The organism is Isoptericola jiangsuensis, from assembly GCF_048320105.1.
In the GTDB taxonomy this organism is placed as follows: Bacteria; Actinomycetota; Actinomycetes; order Actinomycetales; family Cellulomonadaceae; genus Isoptericola; species Isoptericola jiangsuensis_A.
In genome coordinates this window covers 2,220,611-2,237,825 of record NZ_CP182942.1, presented here as the reverse complement: position 1 = coordinate 2,237,825, position 17,215 = coordinate 2,220,611, and the positions used below count along the sequence as shown (strand labels likewise).

19 protein-coding genes are annotated in these 17,215 nt (G+C 75.1%); 9 read left to right on the top strand and 10 right to left on the bottom strand.

Annotated elements, in window-relative coordinates:
• The first annotated feature begins 33 nt into the window (after positions 1 to 33).
• Entirely contained in the window at positions 34 to 507 is a 474-nt protein-coding gene (locus ACNHYB_RS10475; RefSeq protein WP_418275286.1) for a nitroreductase family deazaflavin-dependent oxidoreductase, read from the top strand.
• 35 nt (positions 508 to 542) lie between these two features.
• On the opposite strand, the gene ACNHYB_RS10470 is transcribed toward ACNHYB_RS10475, so the two are convergent.
• The 4 genes from ACNHYB_RS10470 to ACNHYB_RS10455 all read right to left on the bottom strand — a co-directional run bounded on the left by ACNHYB_RS10470 (position 543) and on the right by ACNHYB_RS10455 (position 4,483).
• Entirely contained in the window at positions 543 to 1,409 is an 867-nt protein-coding gene (locus ACNHYB_RS10470) for a hypothetical protein (RefSeq protein WP_418275285.1), read from the bottom strand.
• Positions 1,406 to 3,472, bottom strand: coding sequence for a hypothetical protein (locus ACNHYB_RS10465; protein ID WP_418275284.1), 2,067 nt, complete (start codon positions 3,470 to 3,472; stop codon positions 1,406 to 1,408). Before ACNHYB_RS10465 ends, ACNHYB_RS10470 begins: the two co-directional genes overlap by 4 nt.
• Positions 3,469 to 3,786 carry a hypothetical protein gene (locus tag ACNHYB_RS10460; protein ID WP_418275283.1) on the bottom strand — a complete coding sequence of 106 codons (318 nt, stop codon included), beginning with the start codon at positions 3,784 to 3,786 and terminating at the stop codon, positions 3,469 to 3,471. The genes ACNHYB_RS10465 and ACNHYB_RS10460 overlap by 4 nt, the downstream gene beginning before the upstream one ends.
• 85 nt (positions 3,787 to 3,871) lie before the next feature.
• Positions 3,872 to 4,483 carry a hypothetical protein gene (locus tag ACNHYB_RS10455; protein ID WP_418275282.1) on the bottom strand — a complete coding sequence of 204 codons (612 nt, stop codon included), beginning with the start codon at positions 4,481 to 4,483 and terminating at the stop codon, positions 3,872 to 3,874.
• A 254-nt stretch (positions 4,484 to 4,737) separates the two neighbouring features.
• On the opposite strand from ACNHYB_RS10455, the gene ACNHYB_RS10450 reads away from it, so the two are divergent.
• The 3 genes from ACNHYB_RS10450 (at position 4,738) to ACNHYB_RS10440 (ending at position 7,166) form a co-directional block, all read left to right on the top strand.
• The gene (locus ACNHYB_RS10450; protein WP_418275281.1) at positions 4,738 to 5,232 is read left to right on the top strand and encodes a hypothetical protein; all 495 of its coding nucleotides are present in this window, start codon (positions 4,738 to 4,740) and stop codon (positions 5,230 to 5,232) included.
• Between the two features lie 44 nt (positions 5,233 to 5,276).
• Positions 5,277 to 6,152: an alpha/beta fold hydrolase gene (locus ACNHYB_RS10445; protein ID WP_418275280.1), complete on the top strand. Its 876-nt coding sequence runs from the start codon at positions 5,277 to 5,279 to the stop codon at positions 6,150 to 6,152.
• A 183-nt stretch (positions 6,153 to 6,335) separates the two neighbouring features.
• Complete coding sequence (locus tag ACNHYB_RS10440; RefSeq protein WP_418275279.1) at positions 6,336 to 7,166, top strand: ribokinase; 831 nt, start codon at positions 6,336 to 6,338, stop codon at positions 7,164 to 7,166.
• Positions 7,167 to 7,220: 54 nt separating this feature from the next.
• Here ACNHYB_RS10440 and ACNHYB_RS10435 read toward each other — a convergent pair whose 3' ends face one another.
• Both ACNHYB_RS10435 and ACNHYB_RS10430 read right to left on the bottom strand, forming a co-directional pair.
• Positions 7,221 to 7,889 (bottom strand): PepSY domain-containing protein, encoded by a 669-nt coding sequence (locus tag ACNHYB_RS10435; protein WP_418275278.1) that lies wholly within the window; start codon positions 7,887 to 7,889, stop codon positions 7,221 to 7,223.
• A complete protein-coding gene (locus tag ACNHYB_RS10430) occupies positions 7,886 to 9,307 on the bottom strand; it encodes an NAD(P)-binding protein (RefSeq protein ID WP_418275277.1) in 1,422 nt (473 codons plus the stop codon). The genes ACNHYB_RS10435 and ACNHYB_RS10430 overlap by 4 nt, the downstream gene beginning before the upstream one ends.
• Before the next feature lie 192 nt (positions 9,308 to 9,499).
• Here ACNHYB_RS10430 and ACNHYB_RS10425 point away from each other — a divergent pair, with 192 nt between their 5' ends.
• From ACNHYB_RS10425 to ACNHYB_RS10415, 3 genes are read left to right on the top strand one after another with little or no spacing between them, the layout of a single operon-like run.
• A complete protein-coding gene (locus ACNHYB_RS10425; RefSeq protein WP_418275276.1) occupies positions 9,500 to 9,970 on the top strand; it encodes a DUF402 domain-containing protein in 471 nt (156 codons plus the stop codon).
• Between the two features lie 56 nt (positions 9,971 to 10,026).
• Complete coding sequence (locus ACNHYB_RS10420) at positions 10,027 to 10,785, top strand: MerR family transcriptional regulator (RefSeq protein ID WP_418275275.1); 759 nt, start codon at positions 10,027 to 10,029, stop codon at positions 10,783 to 10,785.
• A gap of 43 nt (positions 10,786 to 10,828) precedes the next feature.
• On the top strand, positions 10,829 to 11,254 hold the full coding sequence (locus ACNHYB_RS10415; protein WP_418275274.1) for a hypothetical protein: 426 nt from the start codon (positions 10,829 to 10,831) through the stop codon (positions 11,252 to 11,254).
• 70 nt (positions 11,255 to 11,324) lie between these two features.
• Here the strand turns inward: ACNHYB_RS10415 and ACNHYB_RS10410 are convergent, their stop codons facing one another.
• The 4 genes from ACNHYB_RS10410 to ACNHYB_RS10395 form a co-directional block, all read right to left on the bottom strand.
• Positions 11,325 to 12,377, bottom strand: a complete 1,053-nt coding sequence (locus tag ACNHYB_RS10410) for a hypothetical protein (protein ID WP_418275273.1) — start codon at positions 12,375 to 12,377, stop codon at positions 11,325 to 11,327.
• A 289-nt stretch (positions 12,378 to 12,666) separates the two neighbouring features.
• A complete protein-coding gene (locus ACNHYB_RS10405) occupies positions 12,667 to 13,458 on the bottom strand; it encodes an amino acid ABC transporter ATP-binding protein (RefSeq protein ID WP_418275272.1) in 792 nt (263 codons plus the stop codon).
• Positions 13,451 to 14,104 (bottom strand): amino acid ABC transporter permease, encoded by a 654-nt coding sequence (locus ACNHYB_RS10400; RefSeq protein ID WP_418275271.1) that lies wholly within the window; start codon positions 14,102 to 14,104, stop codon positions 13,451 to 13,453. Before ACNHYB_RS10400 ends, ACNHYB_RS10405 begins: the two co-directional genes overlap by 8 nt.
• A gap of 24 nt (positions 14,105 to 14,128) precedes the next feature.
• Entirely contained in the window at positions 14,129 to 14,929 is an 801-nt protein-coding gene (locus tag ACNHYB_RS10395; RefSeq protein WP_418275270.1) for an amino acid ABC transporter substrate-binding protein, read from the bottom strand.
• Between the two features lie 193 nt (positions 14,930 to 15,122).
• On the opposite strand from ACNHYB_RS10395, the gene ACNHYB_RS10390 reads away from it, so the two are divergent.
• Together ACNHYB_RS10390 and ACNHYB_RS10385 are read left to right on the top strand one after the other, a co-directional pair.
• Entirely contained in the window at positions 15,123 to 15,605 is a 483-nt protein-coding gene (locus tag ACNHYB_RS10390; RefSeq protein ID WP_418275269.1) for a heme-degrading domain-containing protein, read from the top strand.
• 29 nt (positions 15,606 to 15,634) lie between these two features.
• A complete protein-coding gene (locus ACNHYB_RS10385; RefSeq protein ID WP_418275268.1) occupies positions 15,635 to 17,200 on the top strand; it encodes an amidohydrolase in 1,566 nt (521 codons plus the stop codon).
• Positions 17,201 to 17,215: the final 15 nt, after the last annotated feature.

Below are 17,215 nucleotides of genomic sequence, written 5' to 3'. Positions count from 1 at the left end.
TGCCGGGTTCGCCCGCGCACTACCGTGGGCGGCATGGATCTCGTCTCGCGGCTGCTGCGCGTCCGCTGGTTCGTGCGTGCCCCCATCGGCTTCTACCGGGCAGGTCTCGGTGCCCTGCTGGGCGAGCGGATGGTGCTGGTGCAGCATCGGGGCCGGACGTCGGGCCAGCTGCGCCAGGTCGTGCTCGAGGTGTCCGGACGGCCCGCGCCCGACCATCTCGTGGTGGTCTCGGGCCTCGGCCCGCGGTCCCAGTGGTACCGCAACGTCCTGGCCGAGCCCCGGGTGCTCGTCTCGACCGGACGACGCCGGGACGTGCGCGCGATCGCCACGGTGCGCTCCCCGGACGACGCCGCGGCGTTCCTGACGACCTACGCCCGCGAGCACGCGTCGAGCTGGGAGATGCTGCGATCCGCCGTCGAGGAGTGGGCGGCGCCGCTCGCCGCCGAGCACGGCGAGGACGACTGGCTCCGCGTGGTACCGGTGCTGGACCTGCGCCTGCTCGACTGAGCCGGGCCCTGGAGAGCCGGGCCCGGGAAGTCCGGTCACCACGGCAGCCGGTCGCCGTCGGGGTCGGCCTCCATCTTGGCGTCGACCACCGCGACGACCCGGTCGAGCTCGGCCTCCCAGGCGATGTCGGCCGTGGTCGGGGCCGAGAGCCCGATCCCGATCAGGTAGCCGTCCCGCAGGTACTGGGCGACCGCCACCCGGCGCGGCTCCCCGGTGACGACGTCCGTCGTCGTGCCGAGGACGCCGACGTACCCGTGCGGCCCGTCGTCGATGTCGACGTGGAAGCCGTCCAGGCTCCGGGTCGTCGTCGTGCGGTCGCCGAGCGGGACGGCGTCCTGGAGCTCGGGGTCGGTGAACAGGGGTTCGCCGACCGTGACCCCCAACGGCACGGGGCGTACGCCGGTCTGTGCGTAGACGGTGTACTCGTGGTCGAGGATCCGCCAGGCCAGACGGTCGGCCAGCACCTCGTCCACGGGGCCCTCGTGGTGCTCGTCCGGCTCGAGGACGGCCGTGAACACGTCGAGCTCACCGACCCGCACCCCGGAGGGTCCGTGACCGGGCACCAGGTCGCAGCAAACCCAGTCCAGGTGCCGCAGCCCGGGCAGCCGGTCGATGCCGGGGTCTCGTGCGGGATCCGCGAAGTACGCGTCGGACAGCCACGCCTCCTTCACGGCCAGGGTGGTCGCCTCCCCGGCGGGGAAGTCGTGGGCGGTGGGAACCCAGGCGCCGGGGTCCCAGCGCAGGTCCATCCAGGTCCGGACCGGCCCGGCGTTGGTCGACAGGATGAGGTGCAGGACGATGACGAGGGAGATGACCGGCCCGGCGGCCGGCCCCAGCAACCTGCGGCGGGAGCTCGTGGCCTTCGTGACCCTCGTGGATCGTGGGGGGCGTCTGGTCGTCATGCGTCGTCCTCCGGCTCGGCGATGGTGGTGGAACGCTGGGAGGCGCTCCGGAAGACGTCGCGGACGGCGGCGTCGGTGGGCAGCCGCGACGAGTCGTCGGCCGGGTAGCCGGCGGCCACGTCGGCCTCGTGGGCCGTCTCGACGAGAGGGGTCAGGTACCGGTCGAGCGCTGCCTCCTCGGCGAGGGCCAGGTGCGCCTGCGACTCGCTGACGAAGTCGATCCCGAACGCCCTGGTGGCCACCGGCACGCTCGACGTCAGCGCCGTCGCCCCGATGGAGACGGCGGTGGACGCCCCGGCGGTGGCGAAGCTGACCGCGGTGGTCCCGCCCACGACGGCGGCGTCGAACAGCCGCTGCCTCCCCTCGGCCTCGAGCAGGGCCGTCGACTGGACGGCTCCCGCGACGACCACGGCGTCCGTGGCCGCTCCGGAGATGGCGTGCATCCGCGGCCCGGAGTCGACCGACGGTGCGGCGAGGGTGTCCGCGAACTCGGCCCTGTAGTCGTCGGTGGTGCCCAACCAGACGCCGGCGCCGTGCGCGCTCCGCGACGTGGCACCGATGACGGCGCACAGGGTGGAGGGGTCGAGGTCCGGTTCGACGTAGTCCGGCTCCGCGGCGAGGCCCGTCGGTTTCTCCTCCGGGCTGACCGCGTCGCCGAACGACGGGATGTACGGCTCGTAGGCCCGCACGACGTTCGTCTCGACCTGGTGGTGCAGCGGTCCCGGGCCGGTCAGCAGGCCGGTGCTCCGGACGAGCTCCGGGGTCGCCGTACCGATCACCGTGGCCGCGTCGGCGCGGCGTGCGGGCGTCGCGGTCGGTGAGCTTCCCGCGGCCACAGCAGCGGTGAGCAGTCCCGCGACGGCGACGCCGCCGTCGGACCAGCCGGCGCCGGGGCGCTCCCCGAACCAGAACCGTGCACGGTGCGCGGCGACCTCCGGGCTGTCGCCGACGAGGTGCTCCAGGGCGCGCTCCGGGTCGGCCGCCAGGCCGTCCGCGACCGCCTGGGCCACGGAGGCGAGGACCGTCGCGTCGAGCTCCCGGGCGGTCCCGAGCTGCGAGCGCCGTTCGACGAGCGCGTCGGCGGCGCCGGCGTGCACCGTGGCGGGCAGCGCCCCGCCCAGCATCCCGGCCAGCAGCGCCGCCCGGGCCCCGCCGTCGGCGCCCGGGGTGCCGTAGCCCTCGACGAGGAACCGCCCGAACGCCTCCTGCTCGGCCGCCGTCTGCCCGGTGGCGGCGGCCTCGACACCCTCGCGCAGCGCGACCGCCCCGGCCGATCCGGGCGGCGCCCCGGCGAACGCCCGGTAGACGTCCTCCGCCTCGACGTGCTCCCAGAACGCCTGCCAGGCGACCGGGTCGTCGCCGAGCGTGCGCAGCGAGGTCAACAGCTCGGGGCGCGGAGCCCGGGACTGGTCCCGCAGCGGCGTGCCCTGGAGTGAGGTGGCGAGGGACCGACCCACCTGCCACGAGGTCGCGAACGCGACGGCCCCGACGCCCTCGGCGGCGGCGAGCTGCACGGCGCGCACCTGCACCAGGGCGCGGATCCGCGCGGCGACCCAGCGCGAGCCGCTCTCCTTGGCGTCGCGGGCCCGCCGCCAGTCCGACTCCGCCGCGGCGACGTCGGCGCGGGCGGCCGCGGCGCGGTCGCGGGCCTGCCACAGCAGCAGGGTCGGGCCGGCGGGGAAGCCGTCGGCCGCGAGGCGGTGCCAGGCGTCGGCCTCGTCGGCCTCCGCCCGGGCCAGCCGGGCCAGCGCGGCGTCCCGGCGGGCCAGTGCCGCCGCGGCGTCCTGCTGCTCCTGGGCGAGCGCCGCGGCGCGGCCGGACAGTGCCGCGGCGAGGGTGCGCAGCACGTCGTCGCTGAGGGCGACGGCGGTGTGCAGGTCCTCGACGACCGTCCGGGCGGCGTCCACCGAGGCCGCTCGTTGTGGACCCAGCGCGTCGCCGATCCGGCGCAGGTCGGTGCCGGTGGCGTCCAGTGCGGCGGCGCTGCGCGCGGACGCTGCGGCGAGACCGTCGAGCCGGACGGGTGAACCGGTCAACGGGAGGAACTCGGTGTCGGTCCTCATCGTGGTTCCCCCGTCCGCGGGATCGCCCGGGCGAGCTGTGCGGCCGTCAGCCGTTCGGCGCTCTCGAACGTGGACCCGGCCTCGGCGAGCCCGTCGGCGAGCCGCTGCATCGTCCGCACCAGCTCGCGATGCGTCGGCGCCCAGGCGGTGAGCACGGCGTCGACGGCGTCGGCGAGCGCCGCGTCGCCGGTCGCGGCCAGGGTGGCGGGAGCGTCGGGGCCCGAGGTGGCGGCACCGACGAGCAGGCCCACGGTGTCGCGTGCGCGTCGGGAGGTGTCGAGCAGGTCGGTGGTGTCGAGGTCGAGGTGAGCCATGGCGCGGGACGGTACCGAGGTGTGCCGGGCCATCGCGGTCGCCGTCCACAGCCCTGTGGACAAGTCGGCGCCCTGTGGACAGCTCTCAGTCCCACCACAGCCGGTACCAGTGCTCCGCCACCCCGGCCGGCGGCCCTTGCGGACCGGCGGTGCGGGTGACCTCGTGCGCCGGGACGAGGGCGTCGTCGACCCCGCACGCGGCAGCGAGGCGGCCCAGCACGTCGCACTGGCACCACGGGGAGCAGTGCGACGCCACGACGAGGTCGTCGTCGGAGCGCAGCAGCACGCCCTCGACGGTGACGCGCTCGTCGCACCTCAGCGGGCCCACGACGTACCCGTGGGCGAGCACCCGTCCGGGGTGGGCGACGACCGCGCGCAGCACGGCGCCGATCGTGGGCCCGTCGTTCTGCCGGTGCGCGGCGAGGTAGTCCGGCGGCAGACGTCGGAGCAGGTCCCGCGCCGTCCTTGGCCCGAGGTGGTCGAACCGGGAGAACCCGGCGGAGGAGTCGGCGTCGGGCAGCAGGACGGGTGCGAGCGTGCGGTCGAGACCGGCGCGCAGCATCCAGCCGTGCTCGCCGTCGCACCAGTGGTGCACCGCCCCGGGGGCGGTGGCCAGTCGCTGCCCGTGCTCCCACGCCGCGCGCAGGTCGGCCGGTCCTGGTGCGCGGGCGGGGCCGACGGTGGGGGAGCGGGTCACGGGGCCTCCTCGGCCAGAGACGGGCGGGTGGACGGACGGGTGGACGGACGGGCGGCGGGTGGACGGACGGACCGGCGGTGCGGGAGTGCGGAGGGGCCCACCCTGGTCCCGCCGCGCCGGAGCGTGGGCGGGGGAACCGAGGCGCCTGTGGACGACGCCGGCCTGTGGACGGACCTGCGGGGATGCCCGCAGGAGGTTGCGCCGTGTGTGAACGGTCGTGACAAACGGCCGCTGAAGGCGCATCCTCGATACTGATGAGCGACACCACCACGCGACCCGAACCGCGTACCTACCCGCAGACCCCGACGAGCGAACCGGTCAGCGACGAGCTCCTGGTGGTCCACCTCAAGGGCCGGGACACCGAGTACTTCCGTCGACCACAGCTGGAGGGGCACACCGTCACGAACGGTGTGCTCACCGTGACGCTCGCCGCCGACGACGACGCCGAGGGCGGTGCGACACCGCGCCGCACCCGCAGCTTCCCGCTGGGCGAGGTCGTCGAGTTCGTCCTGGAGTCCCCGAGCGCCGCCTACGAGGAGGCGTTCGACGCCTGGACGCGCACCGAGTACGGCGTCGACGGCGAGACGTACCGGTCGATGCGCGAGACGTCCCAGGGCGTGACCATGGCCGAACGGATGCGCCAGCAGATCGCCGAGGGCCTCGGCGTCGACCCCGGGTCGGTCCACTTCGGCGGCTCGTTCACGATCGACGACGGTGAGGACTGGGAGAGCTCTCCCGACGAGGCGTAGCCGCGCGGGCGATGAGTCGGCCGGCCGGGCGGCGTCTACCCGCCATGACCACCGACACGCGCACCCTCGAGGTCCCCGGCGCCACGCTCACCTACGACGTCCACGCACCGGCCCGCGACGACGGGCACCGGCCCCTCGTGGTGATGGGCAACCCGATGGACGCCGGCGGATTCGGCCAGCTCGTCGCCGCCCTGGACGACCGCGTCGTGGTGACGTACGACCCGCGCGGCACGGCCCGGTCCGCCCTGCACGACGGCGGCACCGACGTCCCCGACCACGCCGCGGACCTGCATGCGGTCGTCGAGGCGGTCGGGGCGGGACCCGTCGACGTGCTCGGGTCCTCGGGCGGCGGCGTGACCGGACTCGCCTGGGCGGCGACGCATCCCGACGACGTGCGCTGCCTGGTCGCGCACGAACCGCCCCTGACGTCGATGCTCCCCGACCGGGAGGTGGCCGTGCGGGCGCAGGCCGACGTCGTCGCCACCTACGAGGCCGCGGGGTTCGGGCCCGCCATGGCGAAGTTCCTGCGGCTGGTGCTCGCCACCGAACCGTTCACGGAGGACTTCCTCGCCCTGCCCGACCCCGACCCGGCCGAGATGGGGCTGCCCACCCAGGACGACGGTCGGCGCGACGACCTGCTGCTCGGACGCTCGCTCGCGTCCATGCCGCTGTGGGAGCCGCCCGTGGAGCGGTTGCGGGAGCTGGTGCGCGACGACGTGGTGCGCCTCGTGCCGGCGGTCGGTGCAGCGTCTCCGCCCGGGTCGTTCGCCTACCGGGGTGCGGTCGCGCTGGCCGAGGCGCTGGGCCGCGGGCCGGTCCCGTTCCCGGGCGATCACGGTGGTTTCGCGCGCAGCGAGTGGTCGCCGGGCAACGACCCGGTGGCGTTCGCGGCACGGTTGCGCGAGGTGCTCGCCTGCTGACCTCGCGGCGCGGTGCGGGCCCCGCGTAACAATCGTGCGGGATCATGGGCGGGCCGCACCCGCGGCAGTCCTTGCGCCCTGCCCTTTGGAGGTGGACCGAGCCATGACCTCGATCGTGGTCGTCGGCTCCGTCAACGCCGATCTCGTCGCCCGCGTCCCTGCTCAGCCGGGACGGGGGAGACCGTGCTCGCCGAGTCGATGTCCGTCCTGCCCGGTGGCAAGGGCGCCAACCAGGCGGTCGCCGCCGCCCGGCTCGGTGGTGACGTCGCCCTGGTGGGCGCCATCGGCGACGGCCCCTTCTCCGAGACGGCGATCTCCGGGCTGCGCGACACAGGGGTGGGGCTCGACGCCGTCTCCACCGTCCACGGCCACTCGGGCGTCGCGCTCGTGACCGTCTCCGACGACGGCGAGAACTCCATCGTCGTCGTGCCCGGCGCGAACCACTCGGTGGACGCGGACCTCGTGGGCCGGCACGCCGGGCTCGTGGCGGGTGCCGCCGTCGTCGTCCTGCAGGCCGAGATCCCCGTGTCGGGGATCGAGGCGGCGGCGCGGACCGCGACCGGGCGGGTGCTCCTCAACCTGGCTCCCGTGGTCCCGCTCGGCACGGACGTGCTCGCGCTCGCCGACCCCCTGGTGGTCAACGCGGGCGAGGCGTGGCGGCTGCTGCACGACGCGGGACGGCCGATCCCGGAGGACTCGCCGTTCGCCGTCGTCGACGCCCTGCTGGACCTCGGCCCCCGCTCGGTGGTCCTCACGATGGGCGCTGCCGGCGCCGTCGTCTGCGAGCCCGCGCACGACGGCGGCACGCCCGTCGTCGTGCCCGCGCCGCACGTCCGCGTCGAGGACACCACGGGCGCCGGGGACGCGTTCATCGGCGCGATGGCCTGGCGGCTGGCCGAGGGCGACACCATCGCCGACGCGGCCCGCACGGCCGTGCGGGCGGGCGCCTACTCGGTGACGACCGCGGGCGCCCAGCCCTCGTTCCCGAACGCCCAGGACGTCCTGCCCCGCTGACCGCCCGCCCCGGGGCGGCGAGGCAGCCGGGCCGACCGGTCGGGGCGGCCGGTGTCAGTCGTCGGTGTCGAGGCCGGTCTCGCCCGTGGCGGTGTCGACGAGGTGGTCCTGCTCGACGCCGTCGTCACCGACCACCGTGACGCTCCAGCGTGCGGTGCCGTCCTCGACGTCGAGCTCGGCGTCGTCCAGGGTCCCGCCGGACTCCCCGACGACGCGCTGGATCGCCTCGGACAGGCCGACCTTCGCGGCGTCGAGGGCGTCCCGGTCCTCGGGGTCCAGGTCGTCGTTCTCGGTGCGCTGCACCTCGTCGGCGGTCGAGTCGACCGTGACCTCGACCGACCCGCCGTCCACCGCGACGTCGACCTCCCACACGTCGCCCGTGTCGTCCAGGTCCACGGCGTAGGCGGTGCCGCCCGCCTCGGCCTCGGCCGTGGCGACGGCCTGCAGGGCGTGGGTCGTCGGGTCGCCCATCGCGCCCGCCCCGTCGTCGGCCGCGTCCGGGCTCGACCCGGCGGACGGGTCGTCGGAGGCCCCGTCCATCGCGCCCGCCCCGTCGTCGTCGGCGTCCGCGGACGCCTCGGGCGACGCCGGGTCGGACGGGGTGACCTCGACGCCGGCGGTGGCCTCGGGCTCCTCCGCGGAGTCCGAGCACGCGGTGAGCGTGACGCCGAGGGTGAGGACGAGGGCGGTGGCGCCGGCGAGCCGGGCAGTTCGGTGCGTCATCCCTCCATCCTGGCCCGGACGTCCGCGGGACGCACCGTCGCCGACCGGGCGAGTCGGTCCAGCCCGGCCAGACCGGCGGGCCGCAGCTCGGCGACCCGCTCCAGCGCGGCCTGCACCTCGGGCCGGGCGGCGTCCTGCGGGCTGACCCGTGCCGGGTCGAGCGCGACGGTCCGGGTCCAGGCCGCGATGTCGGGCTCGGCCATGAACGACGCCGTCGCCCGCGCCCCGGCCGCCTGCATCGCCACCCACTCGTGCGGCGTCGAGGAGTACGGCGTCGCCGGGCACAGCGCGTTGAGGGCGTCGTCGCCGGCCGTGGGCCGCGTGGCCTCCACGTAGCCGGCGAGCGCCGCCCCGAAGCAGGGGAACCCGGCACGCACCGGCTGCAGCGTCATGCGCCCCGGCGACCAGACGGGTGTCGTGGTGCGGCGCCGCAGCCCCTCGGCCGCGCAGTGGACGACGACGGCGTCGGGCCGCACGGCCACGTCACCACCGGTGAGGGCGAGCCGCCCGGGCGACACCCGGCGCACGTGGCCGAGCCGCACCACGTCGCGCACCGTCCGCAGCAGGTCCAGCTCCCAGCGCCCGAGGGTCGGCACGCGCGCCATCGTGGGCGTCACCGCCGTGTCGATCCGCAGCATGACGCCGTCGTCCTCGAGACGGCGGAACAGCTCGTCCACCGTGCCGCTCGCCGCTCCCGCGGCCAGGAGGGAGGCGGTCATCCGCGCGAACACGGCCGGATCGGGCTGGATGACGGCCCGGTCCAGCATCCAGGGGTCGCGGGGACGCACCCAGCAGATCGCGTCCGGGTCGACGCCGCGACCCAGCAGCCACACCACCGCGTCCGTGGCGGTCTTGCCCGCACCGACCACGACGAACGCCGGCGCGTCCGCCACCTGCGGCAGCTCGCCCACCGGGACGCAGGCGACGCCGCCGTCCACCTCGAAGGGGGCCGCCGCGAGCGCGGGGATCGTGGGGGACAGGTGACGGGCGTCCACGACGCGCCGTCGGACGTGCACCTCGCGGGCGTCGCCCGAACCGTCCAGCGCGACCACCCGGGAGTCGTCCGTCACCTCGTGACCGCCCAGGAACCGCAGGCGGCCCGTCGGTTCCAGGCGGTCGTGGAGCACGCGTTCGAAGTACTCGCAGACCTCTGCGCCCGTGGCGCGCTCCAGGAGGCCCGCCTCCGGGCCGGAGGTCTGCCGCTCCCCGCCGAGCGGTGTCGAGGCGACGCCGTAGAACGGGGACGCCTGGTGGAGGCGGACGAACGGGTAGGCGTCGCGCCAGTGCCCGCCGACGGCGTCGCGGCGGTCGACGAGGGTGACGTGGGCGTCGCTGTGGTCCAGGACGGCGTCGGCGAACGCCATCCCGGCGGCACCGGCGCCGATGACGAGGTAGTCGGTCTCCAGCGTGGCTGACATGAATACATCCTCTCCCGGTCGGCGGGTGCGCCGGCCCGTACACCTGGCGTTCACCGGGATGTCGTCCGATGGTCGCTCGCCGAGGCTTGCCTGCGCGGTCCTGCGAGGAGAAGGATCGGCAGGAACCGGGCACCCGTCCGGAGCCGCGTCGGCAGCGTCGACGTCGGTGCAGCCGAGCCGAGAGGTGGAGCCGTGGTCCCGGTCCGCGTCGAGAAGCGCAAGCCCTGCGGGCGTGTGCGTGCCGCCTGGGGTGCGACGCCGCTCGGCTCCGACGTCTGGGGCGACTGGTTCAGCGTGCCCGAGGACGGCGGGGTGCTCCTGATGCCCGTCGCGGACCCGTGGGTCGCCTGGTTCCGTGCCGACGGCTCCGTGCGCGTCGACATCGCCACCCAGGTGCTCGTGGCCGCACCGGTCAGCTCGTTCGTCGACCTGGACGTCGACGTCGAGCGCGACCCCGACGGCACCGTGCGCATGCTCGACGCCGACGACCTCCTCGACCGCGCCCCCGGCTACCCGCGGGCCTGGGTCGAGCTCGCGTGGGCCGCCTGGCACGACGTCGAGCAGGACGTGACCCTCCGGGCCGAACCCTTCGGGACGGTGCCCGCGCTGTGGCTGCGCCGGGCCGCCCGCACCGTGCACCACCTCGGGGCGATCTCCGCCTGACGCCGGCCACGGCCCCCCTTGCGCTTGACGCGACGTCAACCTCTACCGTCGTGGACATGAGCCGTTCCATCCAGGACGTCACCCGTCTCGCGGGGATCTCGAGCCGCACGCTGCGCCACTACGACCAGATCGGCCTGCTACCGCCGTCGAGCATCGGGCACGGCGGGCTGCGCCACTACGACGACGCCGCCGTCCGGCGCCTGCAGCGCATCCTGCTGCTGCGCGAGCTCGGACTGCCGCTGACCGAGATCGCCGACGTCCTGGACGCCCAGTCCGACGAGGCCGCCGCCCTGCGCGGACACCTCGACGTGCTGCACGACGAGCGAGGCCGGATCGACCGGCAGATCGCCTCGGTGGAACGCACGCTCACCGCACTGGACGAAGGGAGGCCGATCATGGCCGAGGAGATGCTGGACGGGTTCGACCACACGCAGCACCAGGACGAGGTGACGAAGCGGTGGGGCGCCGACGCGTACGCCACGAGCGACGCCTGGTGGCGCGGCCTCGGCGTCGACGGGCAGGCCGACTTCAAGGCCCGCACCGACGCGCTGGGGCGCGCCTGGGCCGACGCCGCCGAGCGCGGCGTCGACCCGACGTCCGACGAGGCGCAGGCGCTCGCGGCACGGCACGCCGAGTGGCTGGGGTCCGTCCCCGGTACGCCCGGGTCCGACGTCGGACGCCCGCCGAAGGAGTACGTCGTCGGGCTCGCGGAGATGTACGTCGCCGACGAGCGGTTCGCCGCGAACTACGGCGGCGTCGAGGGGGCGACGTTCGTGCGGGACGCGCTGGTCGCCTACGCCGAGCGCGAGCTGTAGCACCGCCGTCCGGCGGGTGCGGGCGCAGTGGCAGACTGCTGGGGTGAGCAACGACTGGGCTGCGCAGCGCACCGAGGCCGCACGGGTGCAGGCCGAACGCCTCCAGGCACGCCAGGACGCCGAGCACGCCGCAGCGTCGGCGATGCTCGTGACGTTCGCCGCCGCGGCGGCACGGGGCGGCCTCGCCCCGGAGCCCCTGCAGGTCAAGGGGTACGGCGGCCGGGGCACGGCCCGCACCCCGCTGGAGGGCTGGTACCTGCGCAACGACCGGACGGCCGCCGTCGGCGTCGACGGCTCGTTCTACCTGCTCATCGCGCCGCTCGGCGTGCTGGACCGTCTGCGCGGACTGACCCCCACGCCGGTGCCGCCGCCCCTGGTGCTGGGCGCGGGCGGCAAGGACGGCGACTCGATCGACCTGCCGGACGCCCTGGAACGGGTGCTGCCGGGCTGGAACGCCTCGACGGCGTAGCCCCCCGGCCACGAGCGCTCGCCGTCGTCGCGGGTGAGCGCTCTGCGGGTGTCCGGCCGGCTCGGAGATGTCACGGCGCGAGCGCCGCGTCGAGCAGGCTGCCGACCTCCGGAGTCGCCGCGTACCCGGCCGTCACGCCGTCGGCCTGCGCCGCTGCCGCATGATGGCCCGGCACAGGGTTGTCGACGCGGGTGTTCTCGACGCCGGGGCCGGGCGGCTCCAGCGGGAAGGTGCGCGGCGTCAGGTCGTGCAGGCTGAGCAGGTCGCGCGGGTCGCGGACGGCGACCCAACGGTCCACGGGCGCGGGCCAGCCGGGTGGGGCGATGGCGGTGACGGCCTCGCGCACCGCGCGGATCGCCAGCGGGGAGCCGAGGGTGACGAGCAGCGGCACGTCGAGCCCGCCGGCTTCCTGCGAGCGCAGCACCTGGTAGGCGATCACCGAGCCGAGCGAGTGCGCGACGACGACGGCGGGCTCGTCGGTCGCCAGTGCGGCGAGGACGCCGGCGTCCACGGCGGCGCGAGCCTCGTCGTCGTGCAGGTAGGTGTAGACGTCACGGAGCGCGAGGAGGACGACGGCGCCGCTGAGGCCCGGCACGTACCGGTCCAGCGCGGCCAGCGCCCGGGCGAGCGCGACGGCCAGCGCCGAACCGTCCAGCGCCGAACCGTCCAGCGCCGAACCGTCCAGGGCCGCGCTCGGGCGGGCTGCGGTCGCGGGCGCCGGGTCAGTGGGGGCCGGGTCAGTGGGGGCTGGGCCCGCCGGTGGCGCGTGGACGTCGTCGGCCTGCGCGTCGGGGGAGATCTCCGCCGCGATGAGGATCTCGTGCACGACGGCGAGCGCGAACCGGGCCTCGTCGGCCAGGAGCCGATGCGTCGTCGGGGACCCGGCGTCGAAGGCGTGCACCGTCACCGGTGGTGCGGGGTCGACGGCGCCGGTGTCGCTGCCGTCGTCGAGCGCGGCGAGGGTGTCGCCGTAGTAGACGAACGTGGCATCGTCGTCGGTGAGGCGCAGCGTCGACCCGCTCGCGGCCAGCCCGGCGTTCAGGGCGTCGATCCACCGGTCCTCGATGCCGTCGGGCTCGAGTCCGCCCTGGTCGCGGCCGTGGATCAGCACGAGGCGGGTCATGCGGCGGAGTCTTCCAGAACCCCGCTCCCGCCGCCCGGCCGCCGCGCCAGCGCAGCCCAGTCGGGCCCAGTCCACCCCAGCCCAGTCGGGCCCAGTCCACCCCAGCCCAGCCCTGCCGACCATGCCCTCTGGACGATCGACCATGCCGTCTGAGCCCGTCAGGTCACCCGGACGGGCCGCCAGGGCATGTTCGGCGAGACGGTGGGGGCGAGACGGTGGGGGCGAGACGGTGGGGGCGAGACGGTGGGGGCGAGACGGGGGGGCGGTCGGGTCGGTCGGGTCGGTCGGGTCAGTCGAGGGGGTGGAGCAGGCGGTGCAGGAACCGTCGGGTGCGCTCCTCGCGCGGGGCGGTGAACATCGTGGCGGGTGCACCCTGCTCGACGACGACGCCGCCGTCCAGGAACAGCACCTCGTCGGCGACGGCGCGGGCGAACTCCAGCTCGTGGGTCACCACGACCATCGTCCACCCCTCGTCGGCGAGCTCCTTCATGACGCCGAGGACCTCACCGACGAGCTCGGGGTCCAGGGACGAGGTCGGCTCGTCGAAGAGCAGCAGGTCGGGGCGCAGGGCGAGGGCCCGGACGATCCCGACGCGCTGCTGCTGCCCGCCGGACAGCTCGCGGGGGTAGGCGTGGCGCTTGTCGGCGAGGCCCACCCGGTCGAGCAGCGCGAGGGCCCGTGCCTCGGCGTCGGCGCGCGGCTCGCCCTGGACCTGCACCGGCCCCTCGGTGACGTTCTGCAGCACGGTGCGGTGCGGGAACAGGTTGTGCTGCTGGAACACCATGGCCGAGCGGTCGCGCGCGGCGTCGGCCTCGGCCCGGGCCGCCCGGGCGGCCCGGCCACGCAGCCCGGCCCGGGCAGCGAGGTCGAGGACGGGCCCGCCGTCGAACGTGAGCGTGCCCGCGTCGGGCCACGCCAGCCCGTTGAGCGACCGCAGCAGGGTGGTCTTGCCGGAGCCGGACGGGCCGATGAGCGCCACGACCTGGCCGCGCCGCACCTCCAGGTCGATGCCGCGCAGCACGTGGTTGTCGCCGAACGACTTGTGCAGTCCGGTGGCGGTCAGCAGCGGGGTCTCAGACATACTGCTCCAGCTTCCTCTCCAGGCGGGTCTGACCGAACGACAGCACCGTGCAGATGATCCAGTAGATCAGCGCCGCCTCCAGGTAGACGAGCATGAACTCGGAGGTGAACGACGCGATCTCCTGCGCCTTGCGGAACAGCTCGGTGACGAGGATCAGGGACGCGAGCGAGCTGTCCTTGACCAGGGAGATGAACGTGTTGGACAGCGGCGGCACGGAGACGCGGGCCGCCTGCGGCAGGATGATGCGCCGCAGCGCCCGCCCCCGGGACATGCCGACCATGTACCCGGCCTCCCACTGGCCGGTCGGCACGGACAGGATCGCGGCGCGGATCACCTCGGCGGCGTAGCCGCCCACGTTCAGCGAGAACGCGATGACGGCGCTGGGCCACGGGTCGATCGTCAGCCCCAGCGACGGCAGGCCGTAGAAGATGACGAAGAGCTGCACCAGCAGCGGGGTGCCGCGGATGACCGACACGTAGGCCTGGCCGATCCACGACAGCACCCGGTGCGAGGAGAGCCGCAGCAGGGCGACGCCGAGGGCGAGGACGAGCCCGATCGCGAACGAGCACAGGGCGAGCGGGATCGTCCCCGTCAGCGCCCCGCCGACGAGCGGCCACCACGAGTCGAGGAAGAGCTGGGTGTCCATCGGTTCAGCGTTCCACGGGGAAGGTCACCGGCTGACGTCCTCGCCGAAGTACTTCTGGGACAGCTCGGTGAGGGTGCCGTCCGCGGCGAGGGTGTCGAGCGCGCCGTCGATCGCCGTGGCGAGGGCCTCGCGCTGGGGGGTGACGGCGAACGCCGACTCGGAGGTGTCCTCGGTCTCGGCTGCGATCTCGATCGGCGCGTCCGGGTGCTCCTGGAGGTAGTCCAGGACGGTGAGGGAGTCGTTGATCGTGGTCTGCACGCGGCCCTGCTCCAGCAGCGCGACGGCCTGCGCCCAGCCCTCGACGGGTTCGACGGCGGCGCCGGACTCCTCAGCCAGGGTGCGCCAGTTGCTCGTGAGCGACTGGGCGGACGTCTTGCCGTCCAGGTCGGCGAAGCTGCTCACGGAGGTGTCCCCGGCGGGCACGACGACGACGCCGCGCGAGACGGTGTACGGCTCGGAGAAGGCGTACTTCTCCTCGCGCTCCGGGGTGATCGACACCTGGTTGGCGATGGTGTCGAAGCGGCCCGCGTCGAGCCCGGCGAAGATCGCGTCCCACTGGGTCTCGGCGAACTCGATCTCCAGACCGAGCTCGTCGGCGACGGCCTCGGCGACCTCGACGTCGTAGCCGACCAGCTCGCCGGAGTCGTCGTGGAACGTGAACGGCCGGTAGGTGCCCTCGGTCGCGACGGTGAGGGTGCCGTCGGAGACGAGACCCAGGTCCTCGCCGGCGTCGGAGGTCGCGGCGTCGTCGGAACCGCAGGCGGTCAGGGCCAGGGTGGTGACGGTGGCCGTGAGGGTCGCGAGCAGTGCGCGCTGGTGTCGCATGGTGTCTCCTGTGTCGGGGCCGACGGCGGGTCTCGCCGTGGACGTCGCGGGCCGGTCGTATCGGCCCGGTGCATGGATGTCATCGATGGTCTCGATGACACACGGGTGCCAACAGGGCCGCCCGCCACGAGCATTCCCGCTGTGATCGACGACACCGGATGAGCGCGTCCGGTCCCCGTGCGACGCTGGGCCCATGAGCACCGACGACGTCGCAGCCCTGGTCGCCGAGATCGAAGGAGCCGAGCGCGAGCTCGTCCTGCGCCGGTTCACGCACGACGACGCCTGGCGGCTCGGCTGCCTGCTCGTCGAGCTCGCCACCGAACGCGCGCTGCCCGTGACCATCGACGTGCGCAAGGCGGGCCAGCAGGTCTTCCACGCCGCCCGCGAGGGCACGACGGCGGACAACGACTCCTGGGTGGAGCGCAAGGTGCGGGTCGTCGAACGCTTCGGGGCGTCGTCGTACCTGGTGGGGCTCCGGGCCCGGGCGAAGGGTCACGACTTCAACGCCCTCCACCAGCTGCCGCTGCAGGAGTACGCCGCGCACGGCGGCGCCGTCCCGGTGCGGGTCGACGGCGTCGGCGCGGTCGGCGTCGTCACCGTCTCGGGGCTCGCCCAGGGTGACGACCACGCCCTCGTCGTGGAGGCGCTGCGCACGTTCGCCGCCACTCTCGCCTGAGGCTGCCCCGGGACGATTACGGTGTGCGGGTGGCAGTCCTCCTCGCGAACGCACGCCCCGCCGGGCGGCCCGACCACCTCGTCGACGTCCTCCTCGCCGGCGGAAGGATCGCCGTCGTCGTCCCCGCGGGGACCGGGTACGACGCCGTCGCGCGCGCCGCGTCCGGCTGGGGCGACGGCACGGCCCTGGAACGTCTCGACGTCGAGGGGCGCACCGTCATGCCGGGCCTCTGGGACGCCCACACCCACCTGACGCAGTGGGCGATGGTGCGCCGCCGCCTCGACGTGTCCGCCGCGACCAGCCCCGCGCACGCCGCCGCCGTCGTCGGGGCCGCCCTCATGGACACCTCCCGCCACCCCGCACCCGGACGCCCCTTCGTCGGGTACGGGTTCCGCTGGGCGACCTGGAGCGACGAGCCCACCGCGGCCGTGCTCGACGCCGTCGCCGGCGACGTGCCGGTCATCCTGCTGTCCGGCGACCTGCACTCCGCCTGGGCGTCCACCGCCGGGCTGCGCTACCTCGGCATCGAGCACTCCACCGGCCTGCTGGTCGAGGAGGAGTGGATGCCCGCCTCCCCGGCGATCGTCACCGTGACCGACGACGTCGCCGACACCTACGTCGCCGAGGCCGCCCACGCCGCCGCAGAACGCGGCGTCGTCGGCGTCGTCGACCTCGAGGTCGCCGACAACCTCACCGCCTGGCGCCGCCGCGTCGAGCACGGCTGGGACCGTCTGCGCGTGCGCGCCGGCGTGTGGGAGCACCACCTCGACGCCGTGCTCGACGCCGGCCTGCGCGACGGCGACGCCCTCGCCCCGGCCGCCGGGCCGACGTCCGGACTCGTCACCCAGGGGCCGCTCAAGGTGATCTCCGACGGGTCCCTCAACACGCTCACCGCCTACTGCTACGACGACTACGCCGGGCACGCCGGCCCCGACGCGCACGGCGTCCTCAACGTCGCCACCGACCACCTCGTGCCCCTCATGCGCCGCGCGCACCAGGCGGGCCTGCGGTGCGCCATCCACGCCATCGGCGACCACGCGAACTCGCTCGCCCTGGACGCCTTCGCCGCGTCCGGGGCGCGCGGCTCCGTCGAGCACGCGCAGCTCCTGCGGGCCGACGACGTCGCCCGGTTCGCCGCGCTCGGCGTCACCGCCAGCGTGCAGCCCGAGCACGCCATGGACGACCGCGACGCCACCGACTCGCTGTGGGCCGGTCGCGGCGAGCGCGCGTTCCCCCTGGCCGACCTCACCGCAGCCGGCGTCACCCTCACCTTCGGCTCCGACGCGCCCGTCGCGCCCCTCGACCCGTGGCTGGCGATCGCGTCCGCCGTGACCCGCTCCCGCGACGGACGCGACCCCTGGCACCCCGAGCAGCGCATCGACCTCGCCGTGGCGCTCGCCGCCTCCACGGACGGGCGGGGCGTCGCCCTGCGGGTCGGCGACCCGGCCGACGTCGTCGTGCTCGACACCGACCCGCTCGCCGCGAGCCCGTCGGGCGACACGGCGGACGACGTCACCGCGCTTGCCCGGCGCCTGCGGGAGCAGCCCGTCGCGGCCACCCTCGTCGCAGGGCGCTGGACCCACCGCACGATCTGACCCGAGGAGGACGCC

What these genes read in the sequence shown, in the direction of transcription:
- ACNHYB_RS10470 (WP_418275285.1), bottom strand. Translation starts at nt 1,409, where the DNA reads ATGACGACCAGACGCCCCCCACGATCCACGAGGGTCACGAAGGCCACG.
- ACNHYB_RS10430 (WP_418275277.1), bottom strand. Translation starts at nt 9,307, where the DNA reads ATGTCAGCCACGCTGGAGACCGACTACCTCGTCATCGGCGCCGGTGCC.
- ACNHYB_RS10435 (WP_418275278.1), bottom strand. Translation starts at nt 7,889, where the DNA reads ATGACGCACCGAACTGCCCGGCTCGCCGGCGCCACCGCCCTCGTCCTC.
- ACNHYB_RS10465 (WP_418275284.1), bottom strand. Translation starts at nt 3,472, where the DNA reads ATGAGGACCGACACCGAGTTCCTCCCGTTGACCGGTTCACCCGTCCGG.
- ACNHYB_RS10460 (WP_418275283.1), bottom strand. Translation starts at nt 3,786, where the DNA reads ATGGCTCACCTCGACCTCGACACCACCGACCTGCTCGACACCTCCCGA.
- ACNHYB_RS10400 (WP_418275271.1), bottom strand. Translation starts at nt 14,104, where the DNA reads ATGGACACCCAGCTCTTCCTCGACTCGTGGTGGCCGCTCGTCGGCGGG.
- ACNHYB_RS10390 (WP_418275269.1), top strand. Translation starts at nt 15,123, where the DNA reads ATGAGCACCGACGACGTCGCAGCCCTGGTCGCCGAGATCGAAGGAGCC.
- ACNHYB_RS10410 (WP_418275273.1), bottom strand. Translation starts at nt 12,377, where the DNA reads ATGACCCGCCTCGTGCTGATCCACGGCCGCGACCAGGGCGGACTCGAG.
- ACNHYB_RS10395 (WP_418275270.1), bottom strand. Translation starts at nt 14,929, where the DNA reads ATGCGACACCAGCGCGCACTGCTCGCGACCCTCACGGCCACCGTCACC.
- ACNHYB_RS10405 (WP_418275272.1), bottom strand. Translation starts at nt 13,458, where the DNA reads ATGTCTGAGACCCCGCTGCTGACCGCCACCGGACTGCACAAGTCGTTC.
- ACNHYB_RS10445 (WP_418275280.1), top strand. Translation starts at nt 5,277, where the DNA reads ATGACCACCGACACGCGCACCCTCGAGGTCCCCGGCGCCACGCTCACC.
- ACNHYB_RS10420 (WP_418275275.1), top strand. Translation starts at nt 10,027, where the DNA reads ATGAGCCGTTCCATCCAGGACGTCACCCGTCTCGCGGGGATCTCGAGC.
- ACNHYB_RS10450 (WP_418275281.1), top strand. Translation starts at nt 4,738, where the DNA reads ATGAGCGACACCACCACGCGACCCGAACCGCGTACCTACCCGCAGACC.
- ACNHYB_RS10475 (WP_418275286.1), top strand. Translation starts at nt 34, where the DNA reads ATGGATCTCGTCTCGCGGCTGCTGCGCGTCCGCTGGTTCGTGCGTGCC.